Genomic DNA, 22,792 nt, shown 5'->3' with positions numbered 1-22,792 from the left:
TTACTGCGCCGCCAGACGCCGCGACCTGAAACCCCAGCCCTGTTGCATGCCGGCAGCGGCCAGCAGGATCGCTGCCACGCCGACCCATTGCAGGGTCTGCAGTTGATGGCCGAAGGCAAACCAGTCGACGAAAATTGCCGCGATCGGATAAATGAACGACAGTGCGCCGGTCAGTGCCGTGGGCAATTTCTGGATCGCGCCGTAAAGCAGCACATACATCAAACCGGTGTGAACGATGCCCAGCGTCACCAGACTGGCCCAGGCACTCGGCGCCTGCGGCAGCGCTGAAAGATGCGCGAACGGTGCGAGCAGCAGCACACCGGTGCAGACCTGGATCAGGGCGATCAGGTGTGGCGGCGTGCCGGTCAGGCGCTTGATGATCAACGCGGCGATGGCGTACAGAAACGCGGCCCCCAGCGCCAGTGCGATCCCCGTCAGGTAATCGCTGCCGTCACCACCCTGCCCGCCATGGGCACTGACGATGGCCAGCATCCCCATAAATGAAATCGCCAGCCAGAACAGCTTTTGCAGGGTGATCTTCTCGCCCAGAAACAGCGCCGCCAATCCCACCAGCATGAACGGCTGCACGTTGTACACCGCCGTGCCGATGGCAATCGAGGCCCGTGAATACGAAGCGAACAGCAATACCCAGTTGCCGACGATTGCCACACCGCTGAGCACCGCCAACAGGAATGTGGTGCGGGTCAGAATGCCAGGGCGCAGAAAACCGAATGCGGCGCAAATCAGCAAGAGCGTTCCGGAGCCGAATACGCAGCGCCAGAACACCACGTCGAGCACCGGTTGCCCGGACACCAGCACAAACCAGCCGATCGTCCCGGATATCAGCATGGCAGCGGTCATTTCGAATGAGCCGCGACGGATTGTTTTGTCCATCATCAATCTCCTTAATGTGTGGCAAAAGTATGCCAAGCGAGACCGGGGCTTCTCCAGCGCAAAAAGCAGGCTAAACTCGATTTCTGCCTTTTTTATCGAGGGTGACTGGCGTCATTCACCTAATGCAGGAGTTGTGTATGACCGACGACATCGACCAGATCCTGATCGGGGCCTTGATGGAAGACTCCCGACGTTCGCTCAAGGCCCTGGCACAAATCAGCGGGTTGTCATCACCGAGCGTGGCCGAGCGTCTGCGTCGGCTGGAAGAGCGCGGCGTACTCAAGGGCTACACCGTGGAGATCGATCCGAAGTGCTTCGGCTACCAGTTGCAGGCCATCGTGCGGGTACGGCCATTGCCGGGGCAGTTGCAGGAAGTGGAACGGCAGATTCTGTCGATTCCCGAATTCACCGAGTGCGACAAGGTCACCGGCGAGGACTGTTTTATCGCTCGCCTGCATGTGCGTTCGATGGAGCAGCTCGACACCCTGCTCGATCGGCTGAATACCCTGGCGGAAACCAATACCGCCATCGTCAAGAAGACCCCGGTCAAGCGGCGATTGCCGCCGATGGCGTGAGCGGCGTAGATTGAGTCTTTTCCGGCGAAGGATTGGCGGCATGAAAAATCAGGCAATGATGCTGGCGGCGTTGATGCTGGCTGGGTGCGGTACGGTGCAGACCGTAGCATTCAGTGACAAGCATTCCACCGAACAGTTGAAGGCTAATAAATCCTACTGCGGCGCTGTACCGCGCATCTACAGTGGCGTGACGTACGACTTCTGCCTGCTGCACGCCGAAAAGCCGGATGACGTCGATGCGTTCAACTACAAGAACGCGACGCCTGGCCTGCTGGTCGATGCGGCCGTGTCGGGAGTGCTCGATACATTGCTGTTGCCCTACACAATCTATAAGCAACAGGCCGATGGCAGCATCGTGATCAATTGATCGCCTGCTTTCTTTTTCGCAGGCAACAAAAAACCCGCTTTCGCGGGTTTTCTGTTTATAGCGTTGTCGCTATCAATCGTCGCGACCCATGATGCCGAAGATCTGCAACAGGCTGATGAACAGGTTGTAGATAGATACATACAGGCTGATGGTCGCCATGATGTAGTTGCGCTCGCCGCCGTGGATGATGGCGCTGGTCTGGAACAGGATGCACACCGACGAGAACAGCACGAAACCTGCGCTGATCGCCAGTTGCAGGCCGCTGATCTGGAAGAACAGGCTCGCCAGCGTCGCGCCCAGCAGGACGAAGAAACCGGCAGTGATGAAACCACCGAGGAAGCTCATGTCCTTGCGGGTGACCAGCACGTAGGCCGACAGACCACCGAACACCAGCGCGGTCATTGCGAAGGCGGAGCTGACCACTTCGGCGCCGCCCTGCATGCCCAGGTAACGGTTGAGGATCGGGCCGAGCAGGAAGCCCATGAAACCGGTCAGGGCAAATGCCGACACCAGGCCCCAGGCCGAATCACGAAGCTTGTTGGTCAGGAAGAACAGCCCGTAGAAGCCGATCAGCACCACGAAAATGTTCGGGTAGCCGACGCGCATCTGCTGAGCCACGAAAGCCATCACACCGCTGAATGCGAGGGTGAGCGCCAGCAAGCCGTATGTGTTGCGCAGGACGCGGCTAACCTCTAGCTGCTCAGCCTGCACGCTGTTGTGAACTGCGTAATCCTGTTCGCGCATGGCGACACTCCTGTTGGTTTGAAACGTTCAGTCGCAAAGATCATAACAGACGCTCTGTAACAAGCCATGCACAGAGTTTGACAGTGTGTTTCATTCAGGTATTATGGCGCCCGCAACGCAAACGGAGGTGTGGCCGAGTGGTTTAAGGCAACGGTCTTGAAAACCGTCGACTGTAACAGGTCCATGAGTTCGAATCCCATCGCCTCCGCCATCTTATGTACGACAAAGCCCTGATTTTTCAGGGCTTTGTCGTTTCTGGCGGTTGGCTTGCGTCAGTGCAGAAAGATCGATTTGTTGCAGCGTTTTCGGACGCGTCCTAAAACTAAGCTGTAGAAAGCGAATTACCATCGCCGCCGGTGGCGTTCGCCATAATCTGCGATATGCACATTCCGCATATCGTGCACGTCCCTCCCCGGCGTTCTGCCGACCTAAAACTTCCCCTGCTACTCTGGTTTCGTCCACGGAGGAAACCGAAATGTCCAATTCTGATCTGCTCCCTTCCCTGCTCTTCAAAATCAACGAAAACCAGCTTGCCCTTGAGGCAGCCATCATGGAGCTCACGCTCTGGGTCGAGCAGCGCGGATCCGCCGACGTGGCGGAAAACGTTCGCGAGTCTCTGGCCGCAATCGATCGGAATGAGGAGTTCATCAAGATGACCCTGGCCGTATTGATGACGCCTGACTGACAGCTCGTCGCTTCAGCCTCGCCCGCCCGCCACGTCTCGATTACTGTATATCCAAACAGTACACAGCTAGGCATTCCCGTGAATCCCTCCGATATCGAAAACACCGACGACTGGCTCGGCTGCCCAACTCCACTCGAAACCTGCCGGCATCAGCTCCGGATGTATGAAAACGAATTCGAAGCGCTCACCCTTAACCTCAAGCGAGCGCTGGAAAATGTTCATGGCCTGGTTCGAGACAATGATGCGCTCAGGCAGGAGAGGGATTCTCTCAGAGCGAAGCTTCAGTACACCGAAGGAGATTTACTGAGCGAAAGGCGAAGACTCGCCGACGTCGAGCACAATAGAAACTATTTGTTCAATGAAAACCAGCGCCTGCTCAGGGATGCTCGAGAGCGAGAAGAGTCGTCGTATTTTTGCGAAAACTGCGACGAAAAACGTTTGTGACGAAGCTGACGCCCGCTGGTCTACGCTGAAGGCTCATGTGAGGACCTGACAATGTGCGGACGACTCTCCCAGTACAGCGGTATTCACGACTTCGTGGCAGCGCTCAGCATGCCGAACGCCTTGGTCAACTCAACCGGCGAGCAGCCTTTCGAGCGATACAACGCCGCGCCGACCGCTCAACTTGCCCTCTTCCATCAGGAAGGTGAGTTCCTGCATGCCGATATGGTTCGCTGGGGATGGCGCCCGCACTGGGCCAAGGATCGCGCCGCGCCGATCAACGCCAGGGTGGAAAAAGTCGCCCACGGCCCATTCTTCCGCGCCATTTGGCCGCACCGGGCGATCATCGCGATCAACAATTGGTTCGAATGGGTTGACGAGGGCGGCCCGAAAAAGCAGCCCTACCTGATCCGGCATCGGGACTGGTCGCCGATCTTCTGTGCCGCAATCGGCCAGTATCCGAACGAAGAACATGACCCGGGCGAGCATGATGGCTTTGTCATCATCACCGCAGACAGCGCGGGCGGCATGGTCGACATTCACGACCGGCGCCCGGTAGTTCTCCCGCCAGAGCTTGCCCGCGAATGGCTGGCCCCAGCAACACCGAAAGAACGCGCCGAGCAGATGGTGCTGCACCAGGGAGAGCCATCTGAGGCTTTCGAATGGCTCAAGGTCGACCGCGCCGTCGGCAATGTCCGCAACCAAGGCCCCGACCTGATCCGCCCCATCAGCGCGTGATTTCTCGCACGTACGCCTGGCAGGCCTGGAGTGCAATCAATCCCCGGTCACCTTCGTCGGTGATGGCGACAATTCGTTGAGCATGCGCCGGGTCAAGTTCGGCTCGTACGGGGCCATGAACCACGCCGCCGGCGCCGGCGGTGGCAGGCACTGAACAGCCACCGGCTGAACCCGCATCGAGGAGGACTGACAGCCGCAGATCAGAAGTGGCAAGGCGATCGCGTAGAAGAGCCTGTTCTTTTTGAGCATTGGTCATTTTCTCGGAGTGGGTTTTGTCACTGGCGGCCAGCTGCTGCTCGAGCGCCAGCCGCTTGTCCTGTTCGGCCTGCTGCGCAGTGGCCGCCGCCTGGGTCAGCTGATTGAGGGCTTCGGTGTGTAACCGGGCCTGTTCCGCCAACTGCTTACCGTAGCGCCAGTCCTGGAACTGCCAGGCGCAGGCGGCGCCGATCAGCACCAACGCCAGAACACCCGCCGCTCTCCACAGCCCAGGCATTACGGCACATCCTTGAAGAAGACGTGGCCGCCCAGCTTGCAGGTCTGTTTCGCCTTCGCGGCCCAAGCCGGTGGAAGTTTCATGCTGGTGGCGTAATAGTGCGTGGCGCCGCCAGTGGGATCCGAAACCTTGCCATCAATCACCTGGTCAGCGGCCTTCCGTGCTTGAGCAAGCTCGCGGCTTGAGATCGGCTTAGCACCGCTGAGGTACGGGAAGTTCGGATCGTTTTTGTTCCAGCAACTGAACTGATAGGGCTTCTGGCAGACGCCGGCGTAACCTTCCCCCCACCATGAATTGGTCTTGCCATCGTTCACGCGGTTGCGGATCGTCCACGCCACGGCCACTTGACCGTCCGCGCCCTCACCGCGAGCCTCGCCCCACAGCGTGCGCGCAAGAATGTCGCGCTCTTTTTCCGTTGCAGTCATTACGATTCTCCTGACAACAAAAAGCCCGCACTTGGCGGGCTATGGGTTAATTGATTTGATGGTTACTCTGGCCAAGGGAAGCTGGCCTGTATCTCGGCGTACCGATTCAGACCTGTCTGCCTGGCTACCTGAATCTCGCTCTCTGCAGCCCCCATCATTTGAAGTCGAGCAGCCTCCGAGAAGAACCGATCTGACCCTGTAATGGGATCGGCATATGCTTGCAACCGCTTCGCCTCGATCTGTTCTCGCTGGCTCGGAACCGGGATCTCCACGATCATTGGCAAACCATCAGGACCGGGCACTATCTGCTTATCAACTGGGCGAAAACGCACAAACTCATCGTATTGTGCGGCACTCAGTTCCACGGCATCAGACGGGAAGTCTGGATAGTTTGCGGGGTCGTCGTACCAACTGTTTTTCATGGCGCTGTAATACATTTTCAACCCTCAATAGCCGATCGCAATTGCACCGAAGGCGCACGGTATAGTTCCCGCCCAACTTAAGAATGTTGTGGTTGTCGGGTTGCCTGCAGCAATTGTTGTAGGACTCGCACCATTTGCTGATGAGGCCCAAACACCACAGCAGGCATTAGGAAAGGCGATCGGAAAGTTCGACGGAGCACCTTGCGACCCCAACGTCGTTGTACGGATCCATTGAATGATCAACTCACGGCGCACGCCACTTGACTTGTCCCGGAAAGGGATCTTGATGTAATCGTTATTCGCCGCGCCGCCGGCGCCAATAAAGGTCACCAATAATCCGAGCGGAGAAACAGCCTTGTCTGAAATCGCCCCGGCGAGAATTTCGGCCGGACTGGCAAACTGCGTAACACCTGCCGCCGACTCGGTAGCGGTCTGACCCAACGCAACAGCGTGGTGACTCTTGGTCCCGTTGGACACCTGCAAACCGCCACCCGAGGATGAAACAAGGATCCACGCGGCCAGAGCGACCGAGTACCTGACGGTGCACAGCCCATTTGCAACGATCTCTCCGCCCTGAAGCGGAAGATGAGACGGCCCGAGCAAAGGACCGGGCGCCAATCCGTTGGGCGCAAAGGTACTGGCGCCAGTGTTTGCGGTTTTCGCTTTGAACCGGAGCACCAGCTTTTCATCGACTGCCACAACGGCGGGCGTATAGGCGACCAGATAAGCGTTTGCCACACCCGTGTCAGCTCCATAACCACCGGAGCCTAACTGGCCGATGACTCGTATTGCCTGCAACAGCTGGGTCAGATCCGCTTCAGCCGGTGCCAGCCCGGCAGCCTGAATGACGTTGAGGACTTCATCTGTAACCGAGTTCCCCCAAGCAGATGGGATCAAAGACCCTGGCGTCCCGGTCAACGGGTTCTCGTCGACAAACTTGCCGTCCACCAATCCCACGCTGGGCACACTTTTCGGATAATCCACGCTCTTACCTCTCAGTCGTAATTGATGTGCACTACGGTGTGCGCCGGCGCCGGGCGCCGTATTGAACATTCGAGCGGATCACCCGGGTTCGCACCGAAGCGCTCTCCCCAGTAGCTGACGCCGAATCGTCTGCCCTGCCGCTGCCGGCCGCCCGTGTTGAGCGTCCACATAAACTGCGCGTGCCAGGTCCCGAAGTGCGCCGCCCCAAAACGAGAACGCCCCATACGGGGCGCTCGATGCTCGGTGATGGTTGCTCCGGGGTAACCCTGGCTCACAGCAATCTCGATGAAGTAGGCCCTGCTTTGCCCTCCGACTTCGACCAACCGCCGGCGAACCGCAAGACGACGATCCTCGAATGCAGGGTTGGGACCAAGGCACGGATCCGGCAGGTTCATAACCGACTCCCAGTCCGGTACCAGCTCACTGACGCCGGACGGGTCCATCTCGTTCAGCAAGTCGCCAGCCCGGGCATCCAGCCGCGAGAACTCGACGGCCACGCCGGTCAGCACCAGGTCAATCTCCGGTACCAGTTGCGGGTCCCAAGCTGGCCCTGAGGGCAGAAGTCCGCGCAATTGACGGCGGTACTGATCTGCGGTTCGCGCTACAGCCATGTGATACCTCCGAAGGTCAGCAACTCATTGGATGCGGCGATGACATCCGCAGCGGGCACAGTCAGAGAGTGATCGGTTTCACCAGCGGCTCCACTGATGGCTTCACGGATGTGGCTGATCAGCAGCTTGTCGCCCAGCCCAGCCTCGCGTTCGTGCAGGTCGATCAGGCTGGCAGCGATCGCGGCGCGTACCGCGCTTGTGTCGGGTACCGGGTGAATGCTGTAGTGCACCGACTTCTCTGTGGGGGCAAGCACATATAGCTCGGCGGTTACAGGCCGAAGCGGCTCGATATAGCTCTTTATCTCCAGCAACTGCGTGGGGTTCGGTACCGGCTCTGGATCGTTATCACGCATCACGAACAAACCCACGGTGCCGGGCCCCATGTAACCACCACGACACCAAGCACGTGTGACGCCGGGGAACTCCAGCGCCCAGGTCTCGTAATCGTCGGCTGACCCACCATGAGGAATGACCCGATAAGAGCGAATCACTCGCGCTCGGAGCGACTCGACACTCTCCTTCGCAATGCCACCAGCAAGTCCTGGGGCAATTACGGTGAAGGCATTGGTTATTCCCGGTACTGGCTGCACTAACGTCAAGGCCAGCCCCGCGTCAGCATTCCCCAGCGCGCCAGCATCGACAGCTTCAATTGTCGTGGTGTTGGTGCCGGCGGCGGTGGTAACGCCAGTGGTTACTCGGTACATGCGCCCGTCACCGGCTTGAAGAACCACATCAACATCCAGAACGGCACCCGCTGCAGCGCTGAAGATCACACTGCCCTCAGCAGGCTGGGCTGCATTGCGTGGCTGGTTCAAGCGCAGTGCTGCAATGCGCTCCAGCGTTTCTTCATCAGCCTTGTCGGGCAGGATCTGGTCTGCCAGCCAGTTGAGGTAGCCATATAATCCGTAGGCTGCACCACTGAGCGCACGTGAAAGCACCTGCGCATCGGATCGCCTGAGCGAGTCACTGGCCAGATCAGCCTGGGTCCGATTGATCAGCACCGGTAACGACGGAGTTTCAAACGGCATAGATCACCTGCCAGGAAGAGAGAGGTTTGATTTCCAACCGGGCGCCACTCGGGACGGTCAGTACGACAATGAGATTCAACCGGTTGATGTCGCGCTTTTCACTGCTGACCTCGATCCGGATCACTTCGCCGTCATCCAGTAGCCAACGTAGCGCTTCATCGGCGTAAAACTCCGCATCCCGTTGGGTGGCGTCGGTCAGTTTCACGCGGCGCAACAGCCAAAGCCGCGAGCCAATACGGTCGTCTGCGATGGCTGGATAGCTGTCGCCCCACCAGCCGTACCGTTCTTCATCGTCTAAAGGGTCATCCTCGAAGCCACGGCGCCAGGTGAACAAGCTGATGAGTACCGCCCGCGTCAGGGCGGCTTCGCGATCGTCCGATAAGTTCATCAGCCCCCCGCTGCGGGAGGCCCGCTGTTGCCGTTGCCGGCCTGGACTTTGGTGTGGACGTGTTCGACCTGGCTTACTCCGGACGCCACCTGGTCACCTTGCGAGACAATTCGGCCGGTCTGGGTTATCGACGGCGTGTCGAAGTTCACGGCGGTGGTGGCCTTGATGTTCAGCGTATCGGTTTCGATATCGATGATCCGACCGCGCTTGAAGTGGATCCGGTCGCCTTCATCGGTGTAGATGGCCACCTCACCTTCCTTCAGTTCCTTGATCCGGTACCGACGATCCGATGCAACCACCACAACGGCGTGAGAACGGTCGCCGTTGAGGAACATGGTCAGCACTTCGGCGCCGGCCTTGGGATGACTGGTGAACCCGTATGCCTCGAAATGCTCGACGCTGTCCTTCAATTCCCCGGCCGTCAGTCTCACTTGCAGGGTCTGCATCATCCGGCCAGCAGCGGCGAGCACCACGGTGCCGCGCGCCAACATGTTTTTCAGGCTCATTTTTTAGGCTCGTAATCTGCGGGTATGAGGTATTCGAAGTTGTCGCCCTTGCCGCCTTTCTTGAGCTTGCGGTTTTTGTGCGGGTCGTGCGGCTCAGGTTCGAAACCATCCGGAGGGCCTATCTCCATTCGTGTGATCATCCCGGACTCGGACAGGGTGTAAGTCACCCGAGCAATGAGCATCACGCGGTCGAACCCGATCACGGGATCAATGACCCGCACCAGCGAGTTATGCCGCCACAGCGCCCCGTTCGACTGCCGCCAACCTTGCACGGTGTAGGTGGTCGTGAGCGCCTTGCCCATCCGACTGCCCCGCTCCCAGTTCGCCCGGGCCTGGGCCAGTTCGTTGGTCATCTGGCCAGACTCTTGGATGATCATCACCCGCTTGCGCGCCATGCGTGGATCAGTCACCACCGCCGAGACTTCAGCCGCTTGTTCACCGAACTCTTCATCGGTTCCACTCTTTTGGCCAAGCACTCGGTATTCGGAAAACACCGCCGAAAAATCCAGCGGCGCGTCACCGGTCAGGATGTTCTTGCCCACCTCCAGCACATCAAAAGCACGCACCTCGCTCCCGGGCTTGGCGAGCACCGCCATGCCTTTTGCATCGTCAGTGGAGAAAACACGGAACAGCGTCAGCAATCGGTCGATAGATTCAAACGCCGTCTCACCCGGCTCAATGGTGTGATCCGACAGCTTGGCGCTCTCCGGGATCTGGCTGCGCACTTTGATCCCATACGGACGGGCCAGCGCGCTGACAATGGCCAGCACGCTCTGGTTGTTCCACTGCCCCGGTTTGTTGATCGCCGCGCAGTCCACCAGGTCAGCGGTCAGCGAACGGCCGCTGATGCTGGTGGTGATCTGCTTGTCGTCGTAGCTGATCGGCGTGGCGAACACCCAGCCAGTCAGCACCAAGTCGTCACCGATCCGCACCTGACATTTCGCCCCCTGCTTGATCGGCAACGGCTGGAGCTGCCCGGGCCACTTCCAGGTGATGCTGAGATTGAAAGACCGGGCCTGATCCTCGAGGCCGGCGGTGATCTCCACGGATTTCCAGCCGGAGTAATCCAGGCCGTCAACCGTGAGGCCGACAGCATTGATATCTTCCATGGGTTACCTCTGAGCTATTTTGATCGGCAGCGCCGGGACGAACCCTGGGTGCCTGAGGCGATTGCGCTGTACCACTTCGGATTCACGCGTGGCATCACCGAAGCGCCGGTAAGCCAGTACCAGCGCCGGCAAAGTTTCCGCCGGCGTGATTTCGACCAGGCGCACACCGGACTCTGCGACAGCGGTCAGGTGCTTGACGATGGTTTGACGCAGGGTGTTGAGCGCCATGTAGTGCTCGGGGTCAGCCTTCAGCGATGCTTCGAAGATGGCTTCATTGAGGTTTTCCCGCAGCTCGATCACATCGTCAGCCACAGGAACCTCTGGCCTTACGATCGGCTGCACTGCCTGCTGATCAACCCCGGGCGTTGCACCCGGTGAAACTGGCTGTGAAGCGATCGGCATTTCACTGATGATCAACGCGACCTGCACCAAAAGCGCGTCCTGCACCAGATCGGCGGTCGCCTGTGACGCAGCGGCGGAGTCTCGCCCGCCGGCCTGGCTGACCGTGTTGACGCTGGCCACCGCCTCGGCGTGCTGCGTCGAGGCGGCCACCGTGTTGCGGTAGGTTGAACCTGAGTCATCACCCAAGTAGTCATCGACCGAGAACTCACTGAAGTAGCTGGAGAACAGCGACGACAGCGAGTCCGGTGCATTCATCAGCGACTGGACGAAGCCGGTCAGGTTGGTGAAGGCGCCAACAATCGTAGAGAACTGCTGCTGGATCACCGTATACACACCCGACAGGCTGTTGCGCAACCGAGCCAGGCCGAGCCGCGCCTGATCCACCTTGGCCATCGCGGCCTTGTAGCGGTCGAGTGCTGAATCCAGCAGGCTGTCCGAAGCCTTGACCACCTGCTGCTGGGTGTTGACTTTGGCCGTGGGGAACTTCAGCGGGGTGTCCGGATAGAACGTCACCGCGAACTCGGCCATGCCGCCGCGCTTGAAGTCGTGGCTCAGTTCCCCCTCGCCGACTTTGACCTGCATTCGCCCCAGCCATGGATGAACCAGTTCACCGGGACCCGGCGCCTGGAGGGCTTCCATGAACTTGTCACGCCGTTCGAAACAGTCATCACCGATGATCCAGCACACCAGACGATGCACCTGTGATTGCTTGCCCAACTGTTCCGCGTATGGCTCATCCCGTTGCGGAAATTCGTGCAACTGCACTTTCATGCCGATCGGCACCGATGCCTGAGGGATCAAAAATCTGATCCCCCGAAATGACGCCGGCAGCATCTGGTCACGCCATGTCGTCTGATCCATTCACCACCTCATCGACCCACAGTGCGGGTACCCACGTCAGGTTTGATTTTCAATCCAGGCTGATTGGTTTGTGATTTGTCGACTTGCAGGCCTGGCGGCTGGTTCTCGAACCGCATCACCAGCTCCCCCTGAAGCTTGGGCTGGCTCGCGGCCATGGCGTTCTGAACCAGTGAGTCGCCTTGCGGTGACCAGCGCTCGCCATCTGGGCGAGGCCGCAACAGAGTCCCGTCGCCGTTGCCGGCACGCGCCGGGGCAACTTGCATGGTCAGGTTGTTGACTGCATTGGTCGCATTGCTCACCGCGCCGTCTATGCCGCCATCGCCCACCATGCCAAACGCTTCCATGATCGACCTGACCCAGCCACTGATCTTGTCCCATGCCTCCTTGAACCATTGCAGCGCTGGTTCCCAGTTGGCGATCAGCGCACCGGCCGCCATAGCGATCAAGCTGGCAATCAGCACGAACGGATTGGACTTCGCCACCAGGTTGAAAATACGAGTTGCCACCGTGGCAGCAATCACCGCCCCTCGGACAACGGCCAGGGTGACGCTGAAGATTTTCCCGGCAACGTTTGCCGACAACATGGCAACGCGCATCGCAAGGAAACCCGCAGCAGCGCCCATCAGGCTCTTGGCGATGACGGGGCTGGTCTGGGTGAATTTCTCCCAAGCCGCCTGCGCACGACGCGCAACTGCCGTGATCAATCCCCATAATGCGGAAAAGAACGGAGCAACCCTCTGCCAGTTACCAATCAGAAGCCCCGCCGCCAGCGCGAGCCCGCGGATCACCAACCCGACGACAGACATCTTGGTAACTGTTTCGAACAGCTTCAGGGCGAAGATGCCACCCATCACTGCGAGCTTGAGCGCGCCAAAAGCAATCCCTACACCCAGAACACTTTTGACCAGACCCGGGTTCGCCGCAGCAAATTCGGATATCTGTCCAACGATAGGCCCCAACAACGTCATGATGTCGTTGAGCGGCGGCAGAAGCACATTGCCGATCTCAATGCCCAGTCGCGTTACACGGTTGCGCATCAGTTGCATCGCGTTCGCGGTGGTGGCGGCACGTGCGCTGTATTCGCTATTCATGGAGCCAGCGTATTTGGCGTCAGCCCCGACGTCCCCGAAGCTCTTTTTCAAAAGATCGAGGTTGGTCAGCAATGGGGCGATCGCTGTGACGGACTCTGATCCGAACAACTGGGTCAACAAGCCGGCCTGCTTTTCCGGTGCGACCTTGGCCACTCGTTCCAAAACATCAAGCATGGTGCCTTGAGCGTCTTTCTGCATACCCTGAGCCACTTTCGTGACATCGAGCCTGAGCGACTTGAACGCTTGGGTTTGTTCTTTGGTGGCAGCCTTCCCTTTGGTCAGCGCCAGCATGAAGTTCTTCAAGCCAGTGGCCGCGACTTCGCTGGGCACACCGACGCCGGCGAGCGTGGCGCCCATGGCGGCAATTTGTCCCGAGGCCAGACCGGCGATTTTCCCGAGCGGACCGATACGGGTCACGATGTCGGCGATCTGCGCGGCAGAGGATGGACCGGTGTTGCTCAGATAGTTGATTTTGTCGGCCAGGGCGACTACTTCGGGCTGGGTCAACTTAAAGGACGTCCGCCACTTCGCCATCATGTCGCCGGACTGTTCCGCCGTCTGGTCGAAGGCGATGCCCATCTTCACGGCGTCTTCAGCGAACTGTTTCAACTCGCCCGCTGCAAAACCCGCCTGCCCGCCGGCCGCTACGATGGCAGCAATGCCGCTCGCTGCCATTGGCATTTTCTCCGACAGGTCGAGCACATCCTTGCCCATCTGCTGGAACTGTTGCGGCGTGTCGAAGTTGACCACTTTCTTCACGTCGGCCATCGATGATTCAAAATCGATAGCGGCCTTCGCCCCGGCAACAAACGGGGCAGCAAGCGCCCCGCCCTGCACTACATCCTGAAAGCTGATCTTGCCCAGTCCCGAGCTTTCCAACTGCTTGCGAAAGCCCGCAACGTTTTTCCGGATACCGGACAGCGTCGGCGACAGCTTGTCGACACCAGTGATCAACGCCTTGAGCTGGAACTTGTCCGCCATCACTGCACCTGTTGAAGTTTGTTGATCCGCTGGGCGTGCTCCATGCACTCACGGAGCACATCGAGTGGCCGCGCCAGCATCAGCTCCGGATCGGTTTTCCAGAACCACGCCAGGTCATACGCAACGGCAATCAGGTCGCCGATGGACTCGACGCCGCACTCATGAAAAAACTGGCCACCGCCCAACTCAAAGCGTTGAGGTCGGCCAAATCCAGCTGGTTGACCGAAGACGGCGGGATGCCGGCGCAGACCGCGATGTACTTGGCGGCGACATCCATGTCCAGGCTGACTTCTTCGTTTTTGTCGATCTTGTACGGCAACGCCTTGATGGCCCGGACTTCCTGCACCGTCGGCCGGCGCAGGGTCAGTTCAGTCACCGGCTCGCCGTGGGCCTCGATTGCAACCTGCAGCTTCACTGGATCACTCATTGCCAGCTCCCATTCACACCGTCGAATTGCAGTTCTGTCGTACCGTCGTCGCCCTTCGCCGCGGGTTCATCGACGAGATAGGCGCCCGAAAGGACGTACACCTTCCCGTTTGCGAATTCGCAGGTGACGGTCATGTCGCGCCCATTGGCCAGCATCTTGATCGGGAAGCCCTGTGACAAAATCGCAGTCATCTTCAAGCTCGGGGCAAGAGCCTCTTCCTTGTAGAACCCGGGATAAACCGTCTCCCGTTTCACGGCCATCAGGGGAGCTTCCGCGCCCCCGCTGATTGTCAGTTGGGTCCCGTCCACCTTGACGTACGCGGTGCCGGCTACTTTTTCGCCCATGGTCTTTGTCTCCAGAATGAAAAAGCCCGCACGGGGCGGGCTGGGTGTTCAGGGTCAGTGTTACGCCGCAGCGTCGTACTGAAGGCGGAACTGGTTCAACAGCGCGAAGATGCGCAGGCCATTGATGTAGTCCGGCGGGAACAGCACATTCACACGGCTCGGGTCATTGCTGTCGCGTTCAACAATCAGGTGTTCGGCGAACAGCTCTGCGTTTTCTACGTGGCCTTCCCTTTCGAGCTTCGCATACTGCGCGATCAACTCGCCGCGAATGGTGCTCGGCGTGACGATGGGCTGGCCGGCGCCGAAGTTGGTGCCGTCGCTGGCTAGCTTGTGGCGGCCGTACTTGCTGGTGATCACGCTTTGCATACGCCGGACGATAAACGCCGACTGGTGCATGGTCTCGCTGTCCAGGTAGGAATTGTCCGCCTGGCCGTAGGCGTTCTTCTGGTAGGTGGTGATCGAACGCTGAATGCGTACATAACCGCCTTCGAAGTACGCGGTAGCGATGCCGTAGCTCAGCAGCGACTGGCGCTCGGTCAGGGTAAAGCGATCGCTGGCCGGCGCCGGATCCAGCCCCGGCAGGCTGCCGCTCTGGGTCGGCCGGCTGGCATCGGCAGAGATGAAAACCGCCGAACGGGCCGCCAGAGCAGCGGCGACCACCCAGACCGGTTGCGGGACACCCGCCTCGACGCCCTGAATGGTCATGTGCTGATCGTTGCGCACCTGACCCGCCGCAACCAGAGTGCCGACGGTACCGCGCTTGGCGCTGTAGACGTGGCCGAACAATTGTTTGGCCCAGCTCCAGCGCCCGGTGTTGTCATCCATCGCATCGCGCCAGGCATTGAGCGTGGTGGTGTCCGACCAGGGCTGACACAGAAACTCGAACGGTTCATCACCCAGGGCGGCGATCGCGTCCACAGCGTCAGGCACGCCAACACCCGCCGACATCGCGGTGGCGGTGACCGTCAGCCCCGCCGGGGTTGCCTCACCGTTCGATTTGCCCAGACGGTTCAAAACAATACCGATGTCGTTGCCACTTTCGCCCGTCCACTTGCAGGTCAGCGTGACAACGCCCTGCGCCGCAGCGGCGGTCACGGGGAGGTCTGGACTTGCGTTGATCTTCACTGCCAACGCGGAGGCCACTACAGCCGCAGTCGCTGCCGCCGGAACCACCGACTGCACACGGACACCACCGACATACAGGTTCAGCAGACCGCCTTCAGTTGCGGTACCGGCAATAGTCACAGTCGCTGATGCCGTCTCGCCGGTTTCATTCTGCAAAGGCAGACACCAGACTTCGCCAATCGGGTCAGCCTTGCGCCAGGTTTCGTACATCGCGGCGAGCATCGAACCTTGACCGCCGATGTCTTTGGCGAGCGCGACGCTGGAGACGAGCACCAGCTTGCCGATGCTCTCACCGGCAGCATCATCGTTGACCTGGCCGACGATCAGCCGGCGCATGGCCGACGATGCGGTGTTTGCAGCCGAGCTATCCATCTCCGCGTAGAACAACGGTACCCGGATATCGGCGGGAATGTTGCTGAATCCGATGGCCATTATTTGCCGTCCTCGGGTTGCGCCGCTGCGACGGCTTTGGTGGATGGAGCTTTGGCGGGTTTGGGTGTGACATCACCGTCTGCCAGGCGACGGCGCCACCAGGCATTGTCGGGGACTTCCCGACCCTCAACGGGCAACAGGTCGCCCGCCTCCGGGTCGGGCACAGAGCGGCCAGCGGCCGGCGCCACAGTGATGCGCTTGGTCATGGTTTTACTTCTCCAGTGAATTGGACTTCGATGCGCCCGTCCGGGCCGGGGCGTTTCAGGTTGGGGTCTGCCGGGTCGATGCAGTCCATGCGGATGTTCGCGCCCGTGAAGTTGGCCAGACCGTCTAGCTCCAGTTCGTGCCAGGTCTCTGGAGGTTGGTCCGATCGATTGCGGCCGATCTGGAATTCGGCGGTGAAGAGATATTGGTAGATGACTCGGGCACGACTGACGAAAACCAGCGTGCCTTTGTCGTATTCGATCGGCGTGTACTCCGGGCCAGGCTTCCAGCCCACCAGAGCGCGCCATAGTTCTGCGCGCAGATCGTGCAGCTGATCGTTGGCCTCCTGTCCGCGCTCATCCCCGGCGTCCAGCACAACCACCACTGCAAACTGGTCTGTAACTTCCTGTATCACAGCATTCTGCGCCTTGCTGGGCGCTGCGGCATCCGCTGCTGCAATCACGTATGCCGCCGGCATGGGGAGCTTGGCAGTCTCCGCAACAGCGTCCCAATCGATACCGGCTGCAACCCGTCCGGCATAGGTCGGGCACGTCGCCTTGAGATGGGCAACAATCGGGTTCAACTTCATTGATCAACTCCCGGGCATAAAAAAACCTCGCGAGTGCGAGGCTTTTTCGAGGGACGGGGATCAGCCTTTAGTGAAGGCCTCCACCGCCGAACCAACGTTGATGTCGCTTGGCAAAGGGAGCTTCACGACGGTTACATCTGACTCTTTGGAAAACTTCCCTTCCGCCAACTGGCGGGCGCTTCCGTTCACCGACTGGAATTTATTGGCTTCGTAGAGCCAGATGTGCGGCGCGCTCTTGCCGTTCAGTGTCAGGTTCCAGCACCCAATCATCGAGCGGTTGCTAATCACTTTCGAATCACACTCGACAGAACCATTGGGGTAGATCTTGTGGTTCAGGTAGATGAGGGTGATGCGATCGATTGCAGCACTGGGGGCTTCCCGCGCAGCTTCTACAGCATGCGCAGTAATCGCCGAGACGGACATGACGACGGAGGCAATCAAACTCAACGCTTTCATAGGTAACTCCCTGTTAACAGAGCCGCAAGCCTATCGCAAAAGCGCTGGAGAGTGTCCGCTAAGCCGCCGGCGGCTCATGACAGCGCCGCCGCGAAAGCCGTGAACAGGATTGACCGAACTTGCTCGGATGAGTCCTGAAGCGCGTCGGCCATGTAGTTGTCGTGCGGTTTGATCCGCCATTCCCCCGCCGCCCGCTCGGCGACAAGCCGGGCACGAACGCCGGCCTGGCGTCGATTCTTGCGCCCGATGCCTTTACCGGGCGCGAGCTTCTGGGGCTTTCGGCCTTGCTTCACACCGTAGAAAAGATAGGCTGGATAAAACTCGCCCATTGCAGGCGTGAGGGTCGGCGAAATCTTGACCATGAAGCCGGAGCGCGACACCTTGAACTTGATGGAGCTGACGGTCTCGCCGGTCCGGTTCTTGGGATAGCCCTCTCGCCCCTTTCCCAACACCAGGTTCATCTGGGCGTGCTGGGTTACCAGCAAACCGGCTTTGCGCATCCCGGCGCGAATCTTCTTCTTGTCGAACGCTTCACGCTCGAAATCTTCGAAGCCCTCGACGTGAAGGTAACTTTCGACCGATGCGGAGTTAGCCATAGATTCCACCTCTGGGCTTTTGCGGCCCGAGTTCTTCGACTTCCAGAATGGTGAAGCGCCGGGTTCCGTTCATATCGGCGACCCGCCGTACCCGATAGATGATGCCTCCGTGCACGACCTCATGAGCATCACTTACACCCTTGAGGTAGTAGAACGTCACGCGGTGGGTGATCTTCACATCGGTTTGAACACCGGCTGTGTAAACGGCGGTACCGACTGGCTCGATCTTCGCCCAACGCTTTTTCTCGTCGGTGAAGATTGAGTCAAGGCCTTGATCCGGCGCCGGGGCATCCGTGCGGAGCCTGAGCGTAATCCGCCGATCTAGTTCACCGGCGCTCGGTTCGCGGTAGGCCATAGTTAGAACCTCGGCGGTACGGTGATCTCGGCCACCAGGTGGTCAAGGAATTCGGACGGCAGCTCAGACAGCGACTGCCCCACAAGGAACACCTCCGGGTGCCGATGGATTGTCGCCGCCGCCATTAGCAGCCAGTTGCGGACACCGGGGTGAAGGTCAAGATCGGTCACTGCCTTGTAACGGATACGCAAGACGCCGGCGGGTCGCCCTGCCGGGAACGATACGAAGCTTTCGCGCTGGCCCTGCTCGATCTCTACCAGGCCAGTGTGATCGATCCAAGTGCCATCAGGCTGCCGAACCTTGACCGAAACAACTTCGGTTGCCTGCCCGATGTCCAGCGCGTGACCGGAGGGAAACCCAGCCGGCCAGTCCTCTTCGTAGATTGCTCCGCGAATACCCGCTCCGGTTTTGGATTCGCACTGAGTCGTGACGCCAGGGATGATGATGTCGCTGATCAGCCCCGGTTCCATGTCCTCAGGCTCCAGCCGGCACTGGAATGCCACCTGCTCCAGCGTCAGGACTGGATCGCCGAAGTACTCGATTCGACGGGCCATGGCTTAGGGTTTCTCGTCGTCAGGGTCTGACGGATTCTCTGGATTCTCCGGGTTCTCCGGGTTTTCAGGGTTTTCAGGGTTGTCGTTATTTTCTTGACCAGCCGAGTCCAGAACTGCCGGCGCAACCGATCCGGGCTTACTGTTCTTGCCCGTAGCCTTCTTGGACTGCGGCGACTTCGGTGAGGCTTGAACGGAGGGCTTGCCAGCGTAGACTTTCGCATAGCCCGACTCAATCAGCACTGAAGCCTTATCAGCGTCGAAGCCTGCGGTTTCTCCAGTGGCATATCCGTGCCAAGGCTTTTTAAAGGTGACAATCGTCAGTTCGCTCATTTTGCTACCTGCTCAATAAGTGACCCCGCAATCGAGCGGGGTCCAGAAATTACATACCAGCGCCCCAGGTGATACCGGTACCGATCGAAACCGACTCGGAATGACGCGGGCCGAAGTCGTGCTTGCTGATTACGCGGATCAGGGTCTGGTCACGCTGGAACGCACTGACGGTATTACCGCCGGCGTCCTTGTAAGACGCCTCCGTGCTGATCGCGATGGCCAGGCTGGTGTCTTCGCCGATGTAGCAATCAGCGAAGTTGGCAAAGTAGATTTCGGACTCGTTGCCGCCCGCACCCAGGTTGGTCGGAATCTGAGTGGTCAGCGCGTACGGATAGCCCTTGAGCATCCCAGCATCGATTTCTGGATAGGCCTTGTTGCCGTTGCCGTCACGCAGTGCTTGCAACCAACGAATGGTGCGCGGCGCCATCAACCAGCCACACCCAGCCAGATCGACATTCGCCGCTTCGAGCCGAAGCATCAGGCCGCCCAGATACAGATCGACGATGGTCAACGTCGCGCCGGCCGGCGCACCAGCCACGTTGCCCGGGAGCGCCCAGTGGCGCAGACCTTTAGGAAGCGATCCGGTACCCGGGCCACGGATGAAATGCAGATCCTCGGAAAGACCCATACTCACCGCCAGATCGTTACTGACCTGGGCGTCGATGCGTGGGTTCACACCGGCATAGGCCAACAGGTCGTTGGAAATTGGAACCAACGCCGCTGCCTTTTTGGCCGACAACTTCAGGTCACCGAACTGCATATCAGTGACGGAGATATCTTCCTCGGTACCCAAGTAGGTCACTTGGGTATTGCCCAGTACACGGGGCATCGTCAGGTTGCCATTGTTGAGTGGCAGACTTACCGCCCCCATTTTGCGAACCACCGATTTCGGACGTAGCGACTCAATCACGCTGGCACTGAAGTTTTCCGGCACCAGTACCCCGCCGGAGCCAGGAGTAACGGTGGACAGCGCGGCCTGCACATCTGCGCCATACCCGCCGGTTTTCGCCATCTCGGCTGCTGCCTGCTGATTACCACCTGCCTGGACCATCAAGCGGACCATTTGCGCCATGGCTACACCTGGCGGCGTTGGCTCGGCGCGCACTGTAATGTGAGCTGGAGGGCTGTTGATACCCTGAGCACTCTCGGCAACAGGCACCGCAGATGCGGCGGTCAATCGTTCGGCCGTCTCCGCACGGGCGATTTTGGCGGTCAGTTCGTTGATCTGGGTTTCCAGTTGCGTGAACTGCGCCAACTGCTCGGCGGACAGGCTGGCACCGTCCGTTTCGATTTTGGCCAACGCCTGGACCTGTGCAACCAGTTGAGCGCGTTCGCTACGCATTTGAAGTACAAGGGACATGGTGCCTCCTGGGCATTAAAAAAACCGCACAGTGCGGGCTCGGTGACTGCCGCGAACGCGGTCAGATTAGGGTTTGAAGATTCAGTGCGGCTGCGCGGACGGACAAACGCCCGGCCTGCCGTCCAGCGCGGTTCAGTGCAATTGCTTGGGACAGATCATCGACCGCCTGCTGAGGGCTCTGCATTCGATCAGCAAGACCGGCATTGATACCGGCCTGCCCTCGATACAGCCCCGCCTCGGTAGCAATGACCTGTTGCACGGACAGCCCGCGATACTCCGCCACGGCATTGACGAACAGCTGGTAGCTCTCCTGAACAACATCGTTCAAGTACTTCAGCGACTGCTCGCTCAAGGGTTCGTGGGGGCTGAGGTCGTTCTTGTGAGCCCCGGCATAAACCGTGGTCACCTTTACGCCCATGCCCTCTTCCTGCTTTGAACGGTCCATGTGACTGGCGATGACGCCGATCGAACCGACGCCGCTGGTCTGGCTCACCACCAGCTCGCTACACGCCGATCCCAGCAAGTAGCCGCCGCTGTAGGCCATGAAGTTGACGATGCCGGTGATGGGTTTCTGCTGGGCCATGGCGCGGATATCGGCCGCCAGTTCGAAAGCACCGACGGCGGAACCGCCGGGGCTGTCGATGTCCAGAACGATGCGTTCCACCATCGGATCCGCCACCGCGTTGCGCAGCTGCGCCCGGAGTGATTCGTAGCTGGTCATCGTTTCGCACATGCTGATGTGACTGCCACGGCTGACGAGCACGCCGCTGACGGGAATAACCTCGATCCCCGTTCGTGCAATGGCCGTTCGGCGTTCTTCTTCGCGCTGTGCTATACGGTCGATGCCGTCATCATCCCAGATGGCCGGGCCTTGCTTGGCGCCAATGTTGACGATGTTCAGGCTCATTGCCTGGTTGGCCCAGCGCACGCCGAGATCCAGCATGTCGGGCAGCACCAGCAGCGGCTGATTGAACAGCAGGCTGGAGGCTCGCAAGTAGTTTTTCATTGGGCAAGAATCCTTCCGATTTCAGCGTGCTGAAGTTCGAGCTGGGCTCGGACTTGGGGGTTGGTCAAATCGCCGCCGGGTTTGCCTGCATCGACCATGTTCAGGGGTTGCAGGTAGATATCGCCACCAGGCACTGGCGGCATGTTCTCCAGTCGGCGGATGTCGTTGACGCTGAGCCAGCCCCATTGCCTGCCGATGGCATAGGCTTCGTAGCGACTCTTCTGATCGCCACGCAGCAGACCGGACAGGTTGAACTCGATGAAGTACTCACGCCGATCCTTCGGCAGCAGGAAGTCGCGCATCATCGACTGTTCGTGACGCTTGACCCACGGCAGCAACGCGAACACCACGAACTGGATCATCAGTTGCTCGAGCGTGTTGTAGTTCGACTTTTCCAGGTCGTTGACCATGGGCAGCGGGATTTTGTAGATCCGGGCGATATCGGTGCCGGTGGTTTTGAGGATGCCAAGCACCTCGGCGTCCACGTTGTTCATCGACACTGGCTTGAACGTCATGCCCTCCTGCAACAGCGCGACCTTCTTGGCATTGTCCATGCCGCCGAACTTCTGGCCCCACTGATCAACGATCTTGTCGATGCTGCCCTGATCCTTGATCGACGGAGCTTCACGGGGGCGCTCGATCACGCCGGATACGGTCACGCCGTTGGCGAAACTCTTGCCCGTGTATTGCCGCACGGCCTGGGCGAGCCCCAGTGAATCCGCGTGCACTTCGATCGGGGAAAGGCCGACGTAGTGATTCGTGCTGACCCAGCGCACGTGGTGGATCATGCGCATCGGCAGCGCTTCGCTCGCGCCGATGCGGTAGTACGGCAGCAGGTCGGCACCTTTCAGCACCTGCACCTTGTTATTGCACAACGGCCACAGGCCGATGACGTTGCCGTCGTCACGACGGTCAATGAAGCTGTAACCGTTGCCCCGCAGACCCGCCGCGAGCTGGGTGCATTCCCGGTATTCATACGGAGTCTGGAATCCGTTGGGCTGGTACCGCAGGACGTCATAGGCCGGATGATTGATCGCCGGTTCCCGCTGCCCTTTGTCTTGCCGGCGGTACATCTCACAGGGCAACTGCCCCATGGTTTCCGCCAGCAGCGTGACGCAGTTCTGCAGGATGGGCAGGCCCAGCGCGGACTCGGGTGTGACTGTGACTCCCGAGCTGTTGCGGCCGCTGCCGATGAGGCCGCGCCAGAATCCGCTGTCCGGGTTTGTGAGAGTGCCGCGCCCTTCGCCGAGCACGCTTGAGAAAAACATG

General features: G+C 59.7%; 31 protein-coding genes and 1 tRNA gene. 6 read left to right on the top strand and 26 right to left on the bottom strand.

Annotation, left to right across the window (positions count from 1 at the left end):
* Complete coding sequence (locus BBF94_RS10980; protein WP_065259055.1) at positions 1 to 894, bottom strand: DMT family transporter; 894 nt, start codon at positions 892 to 894, stop codon at positions 1 to 3.
* A 137-nt stretch (positions 895 to 1,031) separates the two neighbouring features.
* Between BBF94_RS10980 and BBF94_RS10975 the strand changes: the two genes are divergently transcribed.
* Together BBF94_RS10975 and BBF94_RS10970 are read left to right on the top strand one after the other, a co-directional pair.
* Positions 1,032 to 1,469, top strand: coding sequence for an Lrp/AsnC family transcriptional regulator (locus BBF94_RS10975; RefSeq protein WP_064381847.1), 438 nt, complete (start codon positions 1,032 to 1,034; stop codon positions 1,467 to 1,469).
* 40 nt (positions 1,470 to 1,509) lie between these two features.
* Complete coding sequence (locus tag BBF94_RS10970) at positions 1,510 to 1,836, top strand: YceK/YidQ family lipoprotein (RefSeq protein ID WP_065259054.1); 327 nt, start codon at positions 1,510 to 1,512, stop codon at positions 1,834 to 1,836.
* Positions 1,837 to 1,908: 72 nt separating this feature from the next.
* Here the strand turns inward: BBF94_RS10970 and BBF94_RS10965 are convergent, their stop codons facing one another.
* Positions 1,909 to 2,580, bottom strand: a complete 672-nt coding sequence (locus BBF94_RS10965; RefSeq protein ID WP_065259053.1) for a Bax inhibitor-1/YccA family protein — start codon at positions 2,578 to 2,580, stop codon at positions 1,909 to 1,911.
* A 123-nt stretch (positions 2,581 to 2,703) separates the two neighbouring features.
* On the opposite strand from BBF94_RS10965, the gene BBF94_RS10960 reads away from it, so the two are divergent.
* From BBF94_RS10960 to BBF94_RS10950, 4 genes are all read left to right on the top strand, one after another.
* A tRNA-Ser gene (locus BBF94_RS10960) sits at positions 2,704 to 2,791 on the top strand.
* Positions 2,792 to 3,055: 264 nt separating this feature from the next.
* Complete coding sequence (locus BBF94_RS10955) at positions 3,056 to 3,265, top strand: hypothetical protein (protein ID WP_065259052.1); 210 nt, start codon at positions 3,056 to 3,058, stop codon at positions 3,263 to 3,265.
* Between the two features lie 78 nt (positions 3,266 to 3,343).
* Positions 3,344 to 3,709 (top strand): hypothetical protein, encoded by a 366-nt coding sequence (locus BBF94_RS27580; RefSeq protein ID WP_141676574.1) that lies wholly within the window; start codon positions 3,344 to 3,346, stop codon positions 3,707 to 3,709.
* Positions 3,710 to 3,760: 51 nt separating this feature from the next.
* Positions 3,761 to 4,444 carry an SOS response-associated peptidase family protein gene (locus BBF94_RS10950; RefSeq protein ID WP_065259051.1) on the top strand — a complete coding sequence of 228 codons (684 nt, stop codon included), beginning with the start codon at positions 3,761 to 3,763 and terminating at the stop codon, positions 4,442 to 4,444.
* Here BBF94_RS10950 and BBF94_RS10945 read toward each other — a convergent pair.
* From BBF94_RS10945 to BBF94_RS10830, 24 genes are all read right to left on the bottom strand, one after another.
* Complete coding sequence (locus BBF94_RS10945) at positions 4,434 to 4,937, bottom strand: lysis system i-spanin subunit Rz (protein ID WP_065259050.1); 504 nt, start codon at positions 4,935 to 4,937, stop codon at positions 4,434 to 4,436. The genes BBF94_RS10950 and BBF94_RS10945 overlap by 11 nt on opposite strands.
* Positions 4,937 to 5,362, bottom strand: coding sequence for a cell wall hydrolase (locus BBF94_RS10940; protein WP_065259049.1), 426 nt, complete (start codon positions 5,360 to 5,362; stop codon positions 4,937 to 4,939). The genes BBF94_RS10945 and BBF94_RS10940 overlap by 1 nt, the downstream gene beginning before the upstream one ends.
* Before the next feature lie 62 nt (positions 5,363 to 5,424).
* Positions 5,425 to 5,799 carry a hypothetical protein gene (locus BBF94_RS10935; RefSeq protein WP_065259048.1) on the bottom strand — a complete coding sequence of 125 codons (375 nt, stop codon included), beginning with the start codon at positions 5,797 to 5,799 and terminating at the stop codon, positions 5,425 to 5,427.
* Positions 5,800 to 5,808: 9 nt separating this feature from the next.
* Positions 5,809 to 6,768 carry a gp53-like domain-containing protein gene (locus tag BBF94_RS28150; protein WP_225875047.1) on the bottom strand — a complete coding sequence of 320 codons (960 nt, stop codon included), beginning with the start codon at positions 6,766 to 6,768 and terminating at the stop codon, positions 5,809 to 5,811.
* A gap of 11 nt (positions 6,769 to 6,779) precedes the next feature.
* Positions 6,780 to 7,379: a YmfQ family protein gene (locus tag BBF94_RS10925; protein ID WP_065259046.1), complete on the bottom strand. Its 600-nt coding sequence runs from the start codon at positions 7,377 to 7,379 to the stop codon at positions 6,780 to 6,782.
* Positions 7,370 to 8,407, bottom strand: coding sequence for a baseplate J/gp47 family protein (locus BBF94_RS10920; RefSeq protein WP_065259045.1), 1,038 nt, complete (start codon positions 8,405 to 8,407; stop codon positions 7,370 to 7,372). The genes BBF94_RS10925 and BBF94_RS10920 overlap by 10 nt, the downstream gene beginning before the upstream one ends.
* On the bottom strand, positions 8,397 to 8,795 hold the full coding sequence (locus BBF94_RS10915; RefSeq protein WP_065259044.1) for a phage GP46 family protein: 399 nt from the start codon (positions 8,793 to 8,795) through the stop codon (positions 8,397 to 8,399). The genes BBF94_RS10920 and BBF94_RS10915 overlap by 11 nt, the downstream gene beginning before the upstream one ends.
* Positions 8,795 to 9,301 (bottom strand): phage baseplate assembly protein V, encoded by a 507-nt coding sequence (locus BBF94_RS10910; RefSeq protein ID WP_065259043.1) that lies wholly within the window; start codon positions 9,299 to 9,301, stop codon positions 8,795 to 8,797. The genes BBF94_RS10915 and BBF94_RS10910 overlap by 1 nt, the downstream gene beginning before the upstream one ends.
* Positions 9,298 to 10,410, bottom strand: coding sequence for a phage baseplate assembly protein (locus tag BBF94_RS10905; RefSeq protein ID WP_065259042.1), 1,113 nt, complete (start codon positions 10,408 to 10,410; stop codon positions 9,298 to 9,300). Before BBF94_RS10905 ends, BBF94_RS10910 begins: the two co-directional genes overlap by 4 nt.
* A gap of 3 nt (positions 10,411 to 10,413) precedes the next feature.
* Positions 10,414 to 11,673 (bottom strand): DNA circularization protein, encoded by a 1,260-nt coding sequence (locus tag BBF94_RS10900; protein ID WP_065259041.1) that lies wholly within the window; start codon positions 11,671 to 11,673, stop codon positions 10,414 to 10,416.
* 8 nt (positions 11,674 to 11,681) lie between these two features.
* Complete coding sequence (locus BBF94_RS10895; RefSeq protein WP_065259040.1) at positions 11,682 to 13,745, bottom strand: phage tail tape measure protein; 2,064 nt, start codon at positions 13,743 to 13,745, stop codon at positions 11,682 to 11,684.
* 130 nt (positions 13,746 to 13,875) lie between these two features.
* Positions 13,876 to 14,172, bottom strand: a complete 297-nt coding sequence (locus BBF94_RS10890) for a phage tail assembly protein (RefSeq protein ID WP_065259039.1) — start codon at positions 14,170 to 14,172, stop codon at positions 13,876 to 13,878.
* A complete protein-coding gene (locus BBF94_RS10885) occupies positions 14,169 to 14,516 on the bottom strand; it encodes a phage tail tube protein (RefSeq protein ID WP_065259038.1) in 348 nt (115 codons plus the stop codon). Before BBF94_RS10885 ends, BBF94_RS10890 begins: the two co-directional genes overlap by 4 nt.
* A gap of 60 nt (positions 14,517 to 14,576) precedes the next feature.
* Complete coding sequence (locus BBF94_RS10880) at positions 14,577 to 16,073, bottom strand: phage tail sheath subtilisin-like domain-containing protein (RefSeq protein WP_065259037.1); 1,497 nt, start codon at positions 16,071 to 16,073, stop codon at positions 14,577 to 14,579.
* Entirely contained in the window at positions 16,073 to 16,279 is a 207-nt protein-coding gene (locus tag BBF94_RS10875) for a DUF2635 domain-containing protein (protein ID WP_065259036.1), read from the bottom strand. Before BBF94_RS10875 ends, BBF94_RS10880 begins: the two co-directional genes overlap by 1 nt.
* Positions 16,276 to 16,866, bottom strand: a complete 591-nt coding sequence (locus BBF94_RS10870) for a phage tail terminator protein (protein WP_065259035.1) — start codon at positions 16,864 to 16,866, stop codon at positions 16,276 to 16,278. The genes BBF94_RS10875 and BBF94_RS10870 overlap by 4 nt, the downstream gene beginning before the upstream one ends.
* Before the next feature lie 60 nt (positions 16,867 to 16,926).
* Positions 16,927 to 17,322, bottom strand: coding sequence for a hypothetical protein (locus tag BBF94_RS10865; protein ID WP_082302391.1), 396 nt, complete (start codon positions 17,320 to 17,322; stop codon positions 16,927 to 16,929).
* Positions 17,323 to 17,396: 74 nt separating this feature from the next.
* On the bottom strand, positions 17,397 to 17,918 hold the full coding sequence (locus BBF94_RS10860; protein WP_065259034.1) for a hypothetical protein: 522 nt from the start codon (positions 17,916 to 17,918) through the stop codon (positions 17,397 to 17,399).
* Positions 17,911 to 18,273, bottom strand: a complete 363-nt coding sequence (locus BBF94_RS10855; RefSeq protein WP_065259033.1) for a phage head closure protein — start codon at positions 18,271 to 18,273, stop codon at positions 17,911 to 17,913. Before BBF94_RS10855 ends, BBF94_RS10860 begins: the two co-directional genes overlap by 8 nt.
* 2 nt (positions 18,274 to 18,275) lie before the next feature.
* Entirely contained in the window at positions 18,276 to 18,827 is a 552-nt protein-coding gene (locus BBF94_RS10850; RefSeq protein WP_065259032.1) for a hypothetical protein, read from the bottom strand.
* A 3-nt stretch (positions 18,828 to 18,830) separates the two neighbouring features.
* Entirely contained in the window at positions 18,831 to 19,157 is a 327-nt protein-coding gene (locus tag BBF94_RS10845) for a hypothetical protein (protein ID WP_065259031.1), read from the bottom strand.
* Positions 19,158 to 19,206: 49 nt separating this feature from the next.
* Positions 19,207 to 20,517 (bottom strand): phage major capsid protein, encoded by a 1,311-nt coding sequence (locus BBF94_RS10840; RefSeq protein ID WP_065259030.1) that lies wholly within the window; start codon positions 20,515 to 20,517, stop codon positions 19,207 to 19,209.
* Between the two features lie 61 nt (positions 20,518 to 20,578).
* Positions 20,579 to 21,523 carry a S49 family peptidase gene (locus tag BBF94_RS10835; RefSeq protein WP_065259029.1) on the bottom strand — a complete coding sequence of 315 codons (945 nt, stop codon included), beginning with the start codon at positions 21,521 to 21,523 and terminating at the stop codon, positions 20,579 to 20,581.
* Positions 21,520 to 22,791, bottom strand: coding sequence for a phage portal protein (locus tag BBF94_RS10830; protein WP_065259028.1), 1,272 nt, complete (start codon positions 22,789 to 22,791; stop codon positions 21,520 to 21,522). Before BBF94_RS10830 ends, BBF94_RS10835 begins: the two co-directional genes overlap by 4 nt.
* Position 22,792 lies beyond the last annotated feature (1 nt).

This window comes from Pseudomonas bananamidigenes (assembly GCF_001679645.1).
Taxonomy (GTDB): Bacteria; Pseudomonadota; Gammaproteobacteria; order Pseudomonadales; family Pseudomonadaceae; genus Aquipseudomonas; species Aquipseudomonas bananamidigenes.
The sequence above is the reverse complement of the archived record's forward strand: the minus strand, read 5'-3'. Positions and strand labels throughout refer to the sequence as shown.

Coding starts and splice junctions, on each gene's coding strand:
- BBF94_RS10980 (WP_065259055.1), bottom strand. CDS start 894: ATGGACAAAACAATCCGTCGCGGCTCATTCGAAATGACCGCTGCCATG.
- BBF94_RS10975 (WP_064381847.1), top strand. CDS start 1,032: ATGACCGACGACATCGACCAGATCCTGATCGGGGCCTTGATGGAAGAC.
- BBF94_RS10970 (WP_065259054.1), top strand. CDS start 1,510: ATGAAAAATCAGGCAATGATGCTGGCGGCGTTGATGCTGGCTGGGTGC.
- BBF94_RS10965 (WP_065259053.1), bottom strand. CDS start 2,580: ATGCGCGAACAGGATTACGCAGTTCACAACAGCGTGCAGGCTGAGCAG.
- BBF94_RS10955 (WP_065259052.1), top strand. CDS start 3,056: ATGTCCAATTCTGATCTGCTCCCTTCCCTGCTCTTCAAAATCAACGAA.
- BBF94_RS10950 (WP_065259051.1), top strand. CDS start 3,761: ATGTGCGGACGACTCTCCCAGTACAGCGGTATTCACGACTTCGTGGCA.
- BBF94_RS10945 (WP_065259050.1), bottom strand. CDS start 4,937: ATGCCTGGGCTGTGGAGAGCGGCGGGTGTTCTGGCGTTGGTGCTGATC.
- BBF94_RS10940 (WP_065259049.1), bottom strand. CDS start 5,362: ATGACTGCAACGGAAAAAGAGCGCGACATTCTTGCGCGCACGCTGTGG.
- BBF94_RS10935 (WP_065259048.1), bottom strand. CDS start 5,799: ATGTATTACAGCGCCATGAAAAACAGTTGGTACGACGACCCCGCAAAC.
- BBF94_RS10925 (WP_065259046.1), bottom strand. CDS start 7,379: ATGGCTGTAGCGCGAACCGCAGATCAGTACCGCCGTCAATTGCGCGGA.
- BBF94_RS10920 (WP_065259045.1), bottom strand. CDS start 8,407: ATGCCGTTTGAAACTCCGTCGTTACCGGTGCTGATCAATCGGACCCAG.
- BBF94_RS10915 (WP_065259044.1), bottom strand. CDS start 8,795: ATGAACTTATCGGACGATCGCGAAGCCGCCCTGACGCGGGCGGTACTC.
- BBF94_RS10910 (WP_065259043.1), bottom strand. CDS start 9,301: ATGAGCCTGAAAAACATGTTGGCGCGCGGCACCGTGGTGCTCGCCGCT.
- BBF94_RS10905 (WP_065259042.1), bottom strand. CDS start 10,410: ATGGAAGATATCAATGCTGTCGGCCTCACGGTTGACGGCCTGGATTAC.
- BBF94_RS10900 (WP_065259041.1), bottom strand. CDS start 11,673: ATGGATCAGACGACATGGCGTGACCAGATGCTGCCGGCGTCATTTCGG.
- BBF94_RS10895 (WP_065259040.1), bottom strand. CDS start 13,745: ATGGCGGACAAGTTCCAGCTCAAGGCGTTGATCACTGGTGTCGACAAG.
- BBF94_RS10890 (WP_065259039.1), bottom strand. CDS start 14,172: ATGAGTGATCCAGTGAAGCTGCAGGTTGCAATCGAGGCCCACGGCGAG.
- BBF94_RS10885 (WP_065259038.1), bottom strand. CDS start 14,516: ATGGGCGAAAAAGTAGCCGGCACCGCGTACGTCAAGGTGGACGGGACC.
- BBF94_RS10880 (WP_065259037.1), bottom strand. CDS start 16,073: ATGGCCATCGGATTCAGCAACATTCCCGCCGATATCCGGGTACCGTTG.
- BBF94_RS10875 (WP_065259036.1), bottom strand. CDS start 16,279: ATGACCAAGCGCATCACTGTGGCGCCGGCCGCTGGCCGCTCTGTGCCC.
- BBF94_RS10870 (WP_065259035.1), bottom strand. CDS start 16,866: ATGAAGTTGAACCCGATTGTTGCCCATCTCAAGGCGACGTGCCCGACC.
- BBF94_RS10865 (WP_082302391.1), bottom strand. CDS start 17,322: ATGAAAGCGTTGAGTTTGATTGCCTCCGTCGTCATGTCCGTCTCGGCG.
- BBF94_RS10860 (WP_065259034.1), bottom strand. CDS start 17,918: ATGGCTAACTCCGCATCGGTCGAAAGTTACCTTCACGTCGAGGGCTTC.
- BBF94_RS10855 (WP_065259033.1), bottom strand. CDS start 18,273: ATGGCCTACCGCGAACCGAGCGCCGGTGAACTAGATCGGCGGATTACG.
- BBF94_RS10850 (WP_065259032.1), bottom strand. CDS start 18,827: ATGGCCCGTCGAATCGAGTACTTCGGCGATCCAGTCCTGACGCTGGAG.
- BBF94_RS10845 (WP_065259031.1), bottom strand. CDS start 19,157: ATGAGCGAACTGACGATTGTCACCTTTAAAAAGCCTTGGCACGGATAT.
- BBF94_RS10840 (WP_065259030.1), bottom strand. CDS start 20,517: ATGTCCCTTGTACTTCAAATGCGTAGCGAACGCGCTCAACTGGTTGCA.
- BBF94_RS10835 (WP_065259029.1), bottom strand. CDS start 21,523: ATGAAAAACTACTTGCGAGCCTCCAGCCTGCTGTTCAATCAGCCGCTG.
- BBF94_RS10830 (WP_065259028.1), bottom strand. CDS start 22,791: ATGTTTTTCTCAAGCGTGCTCGGCGAAGGGCGCGGCACTCTCACAAAC.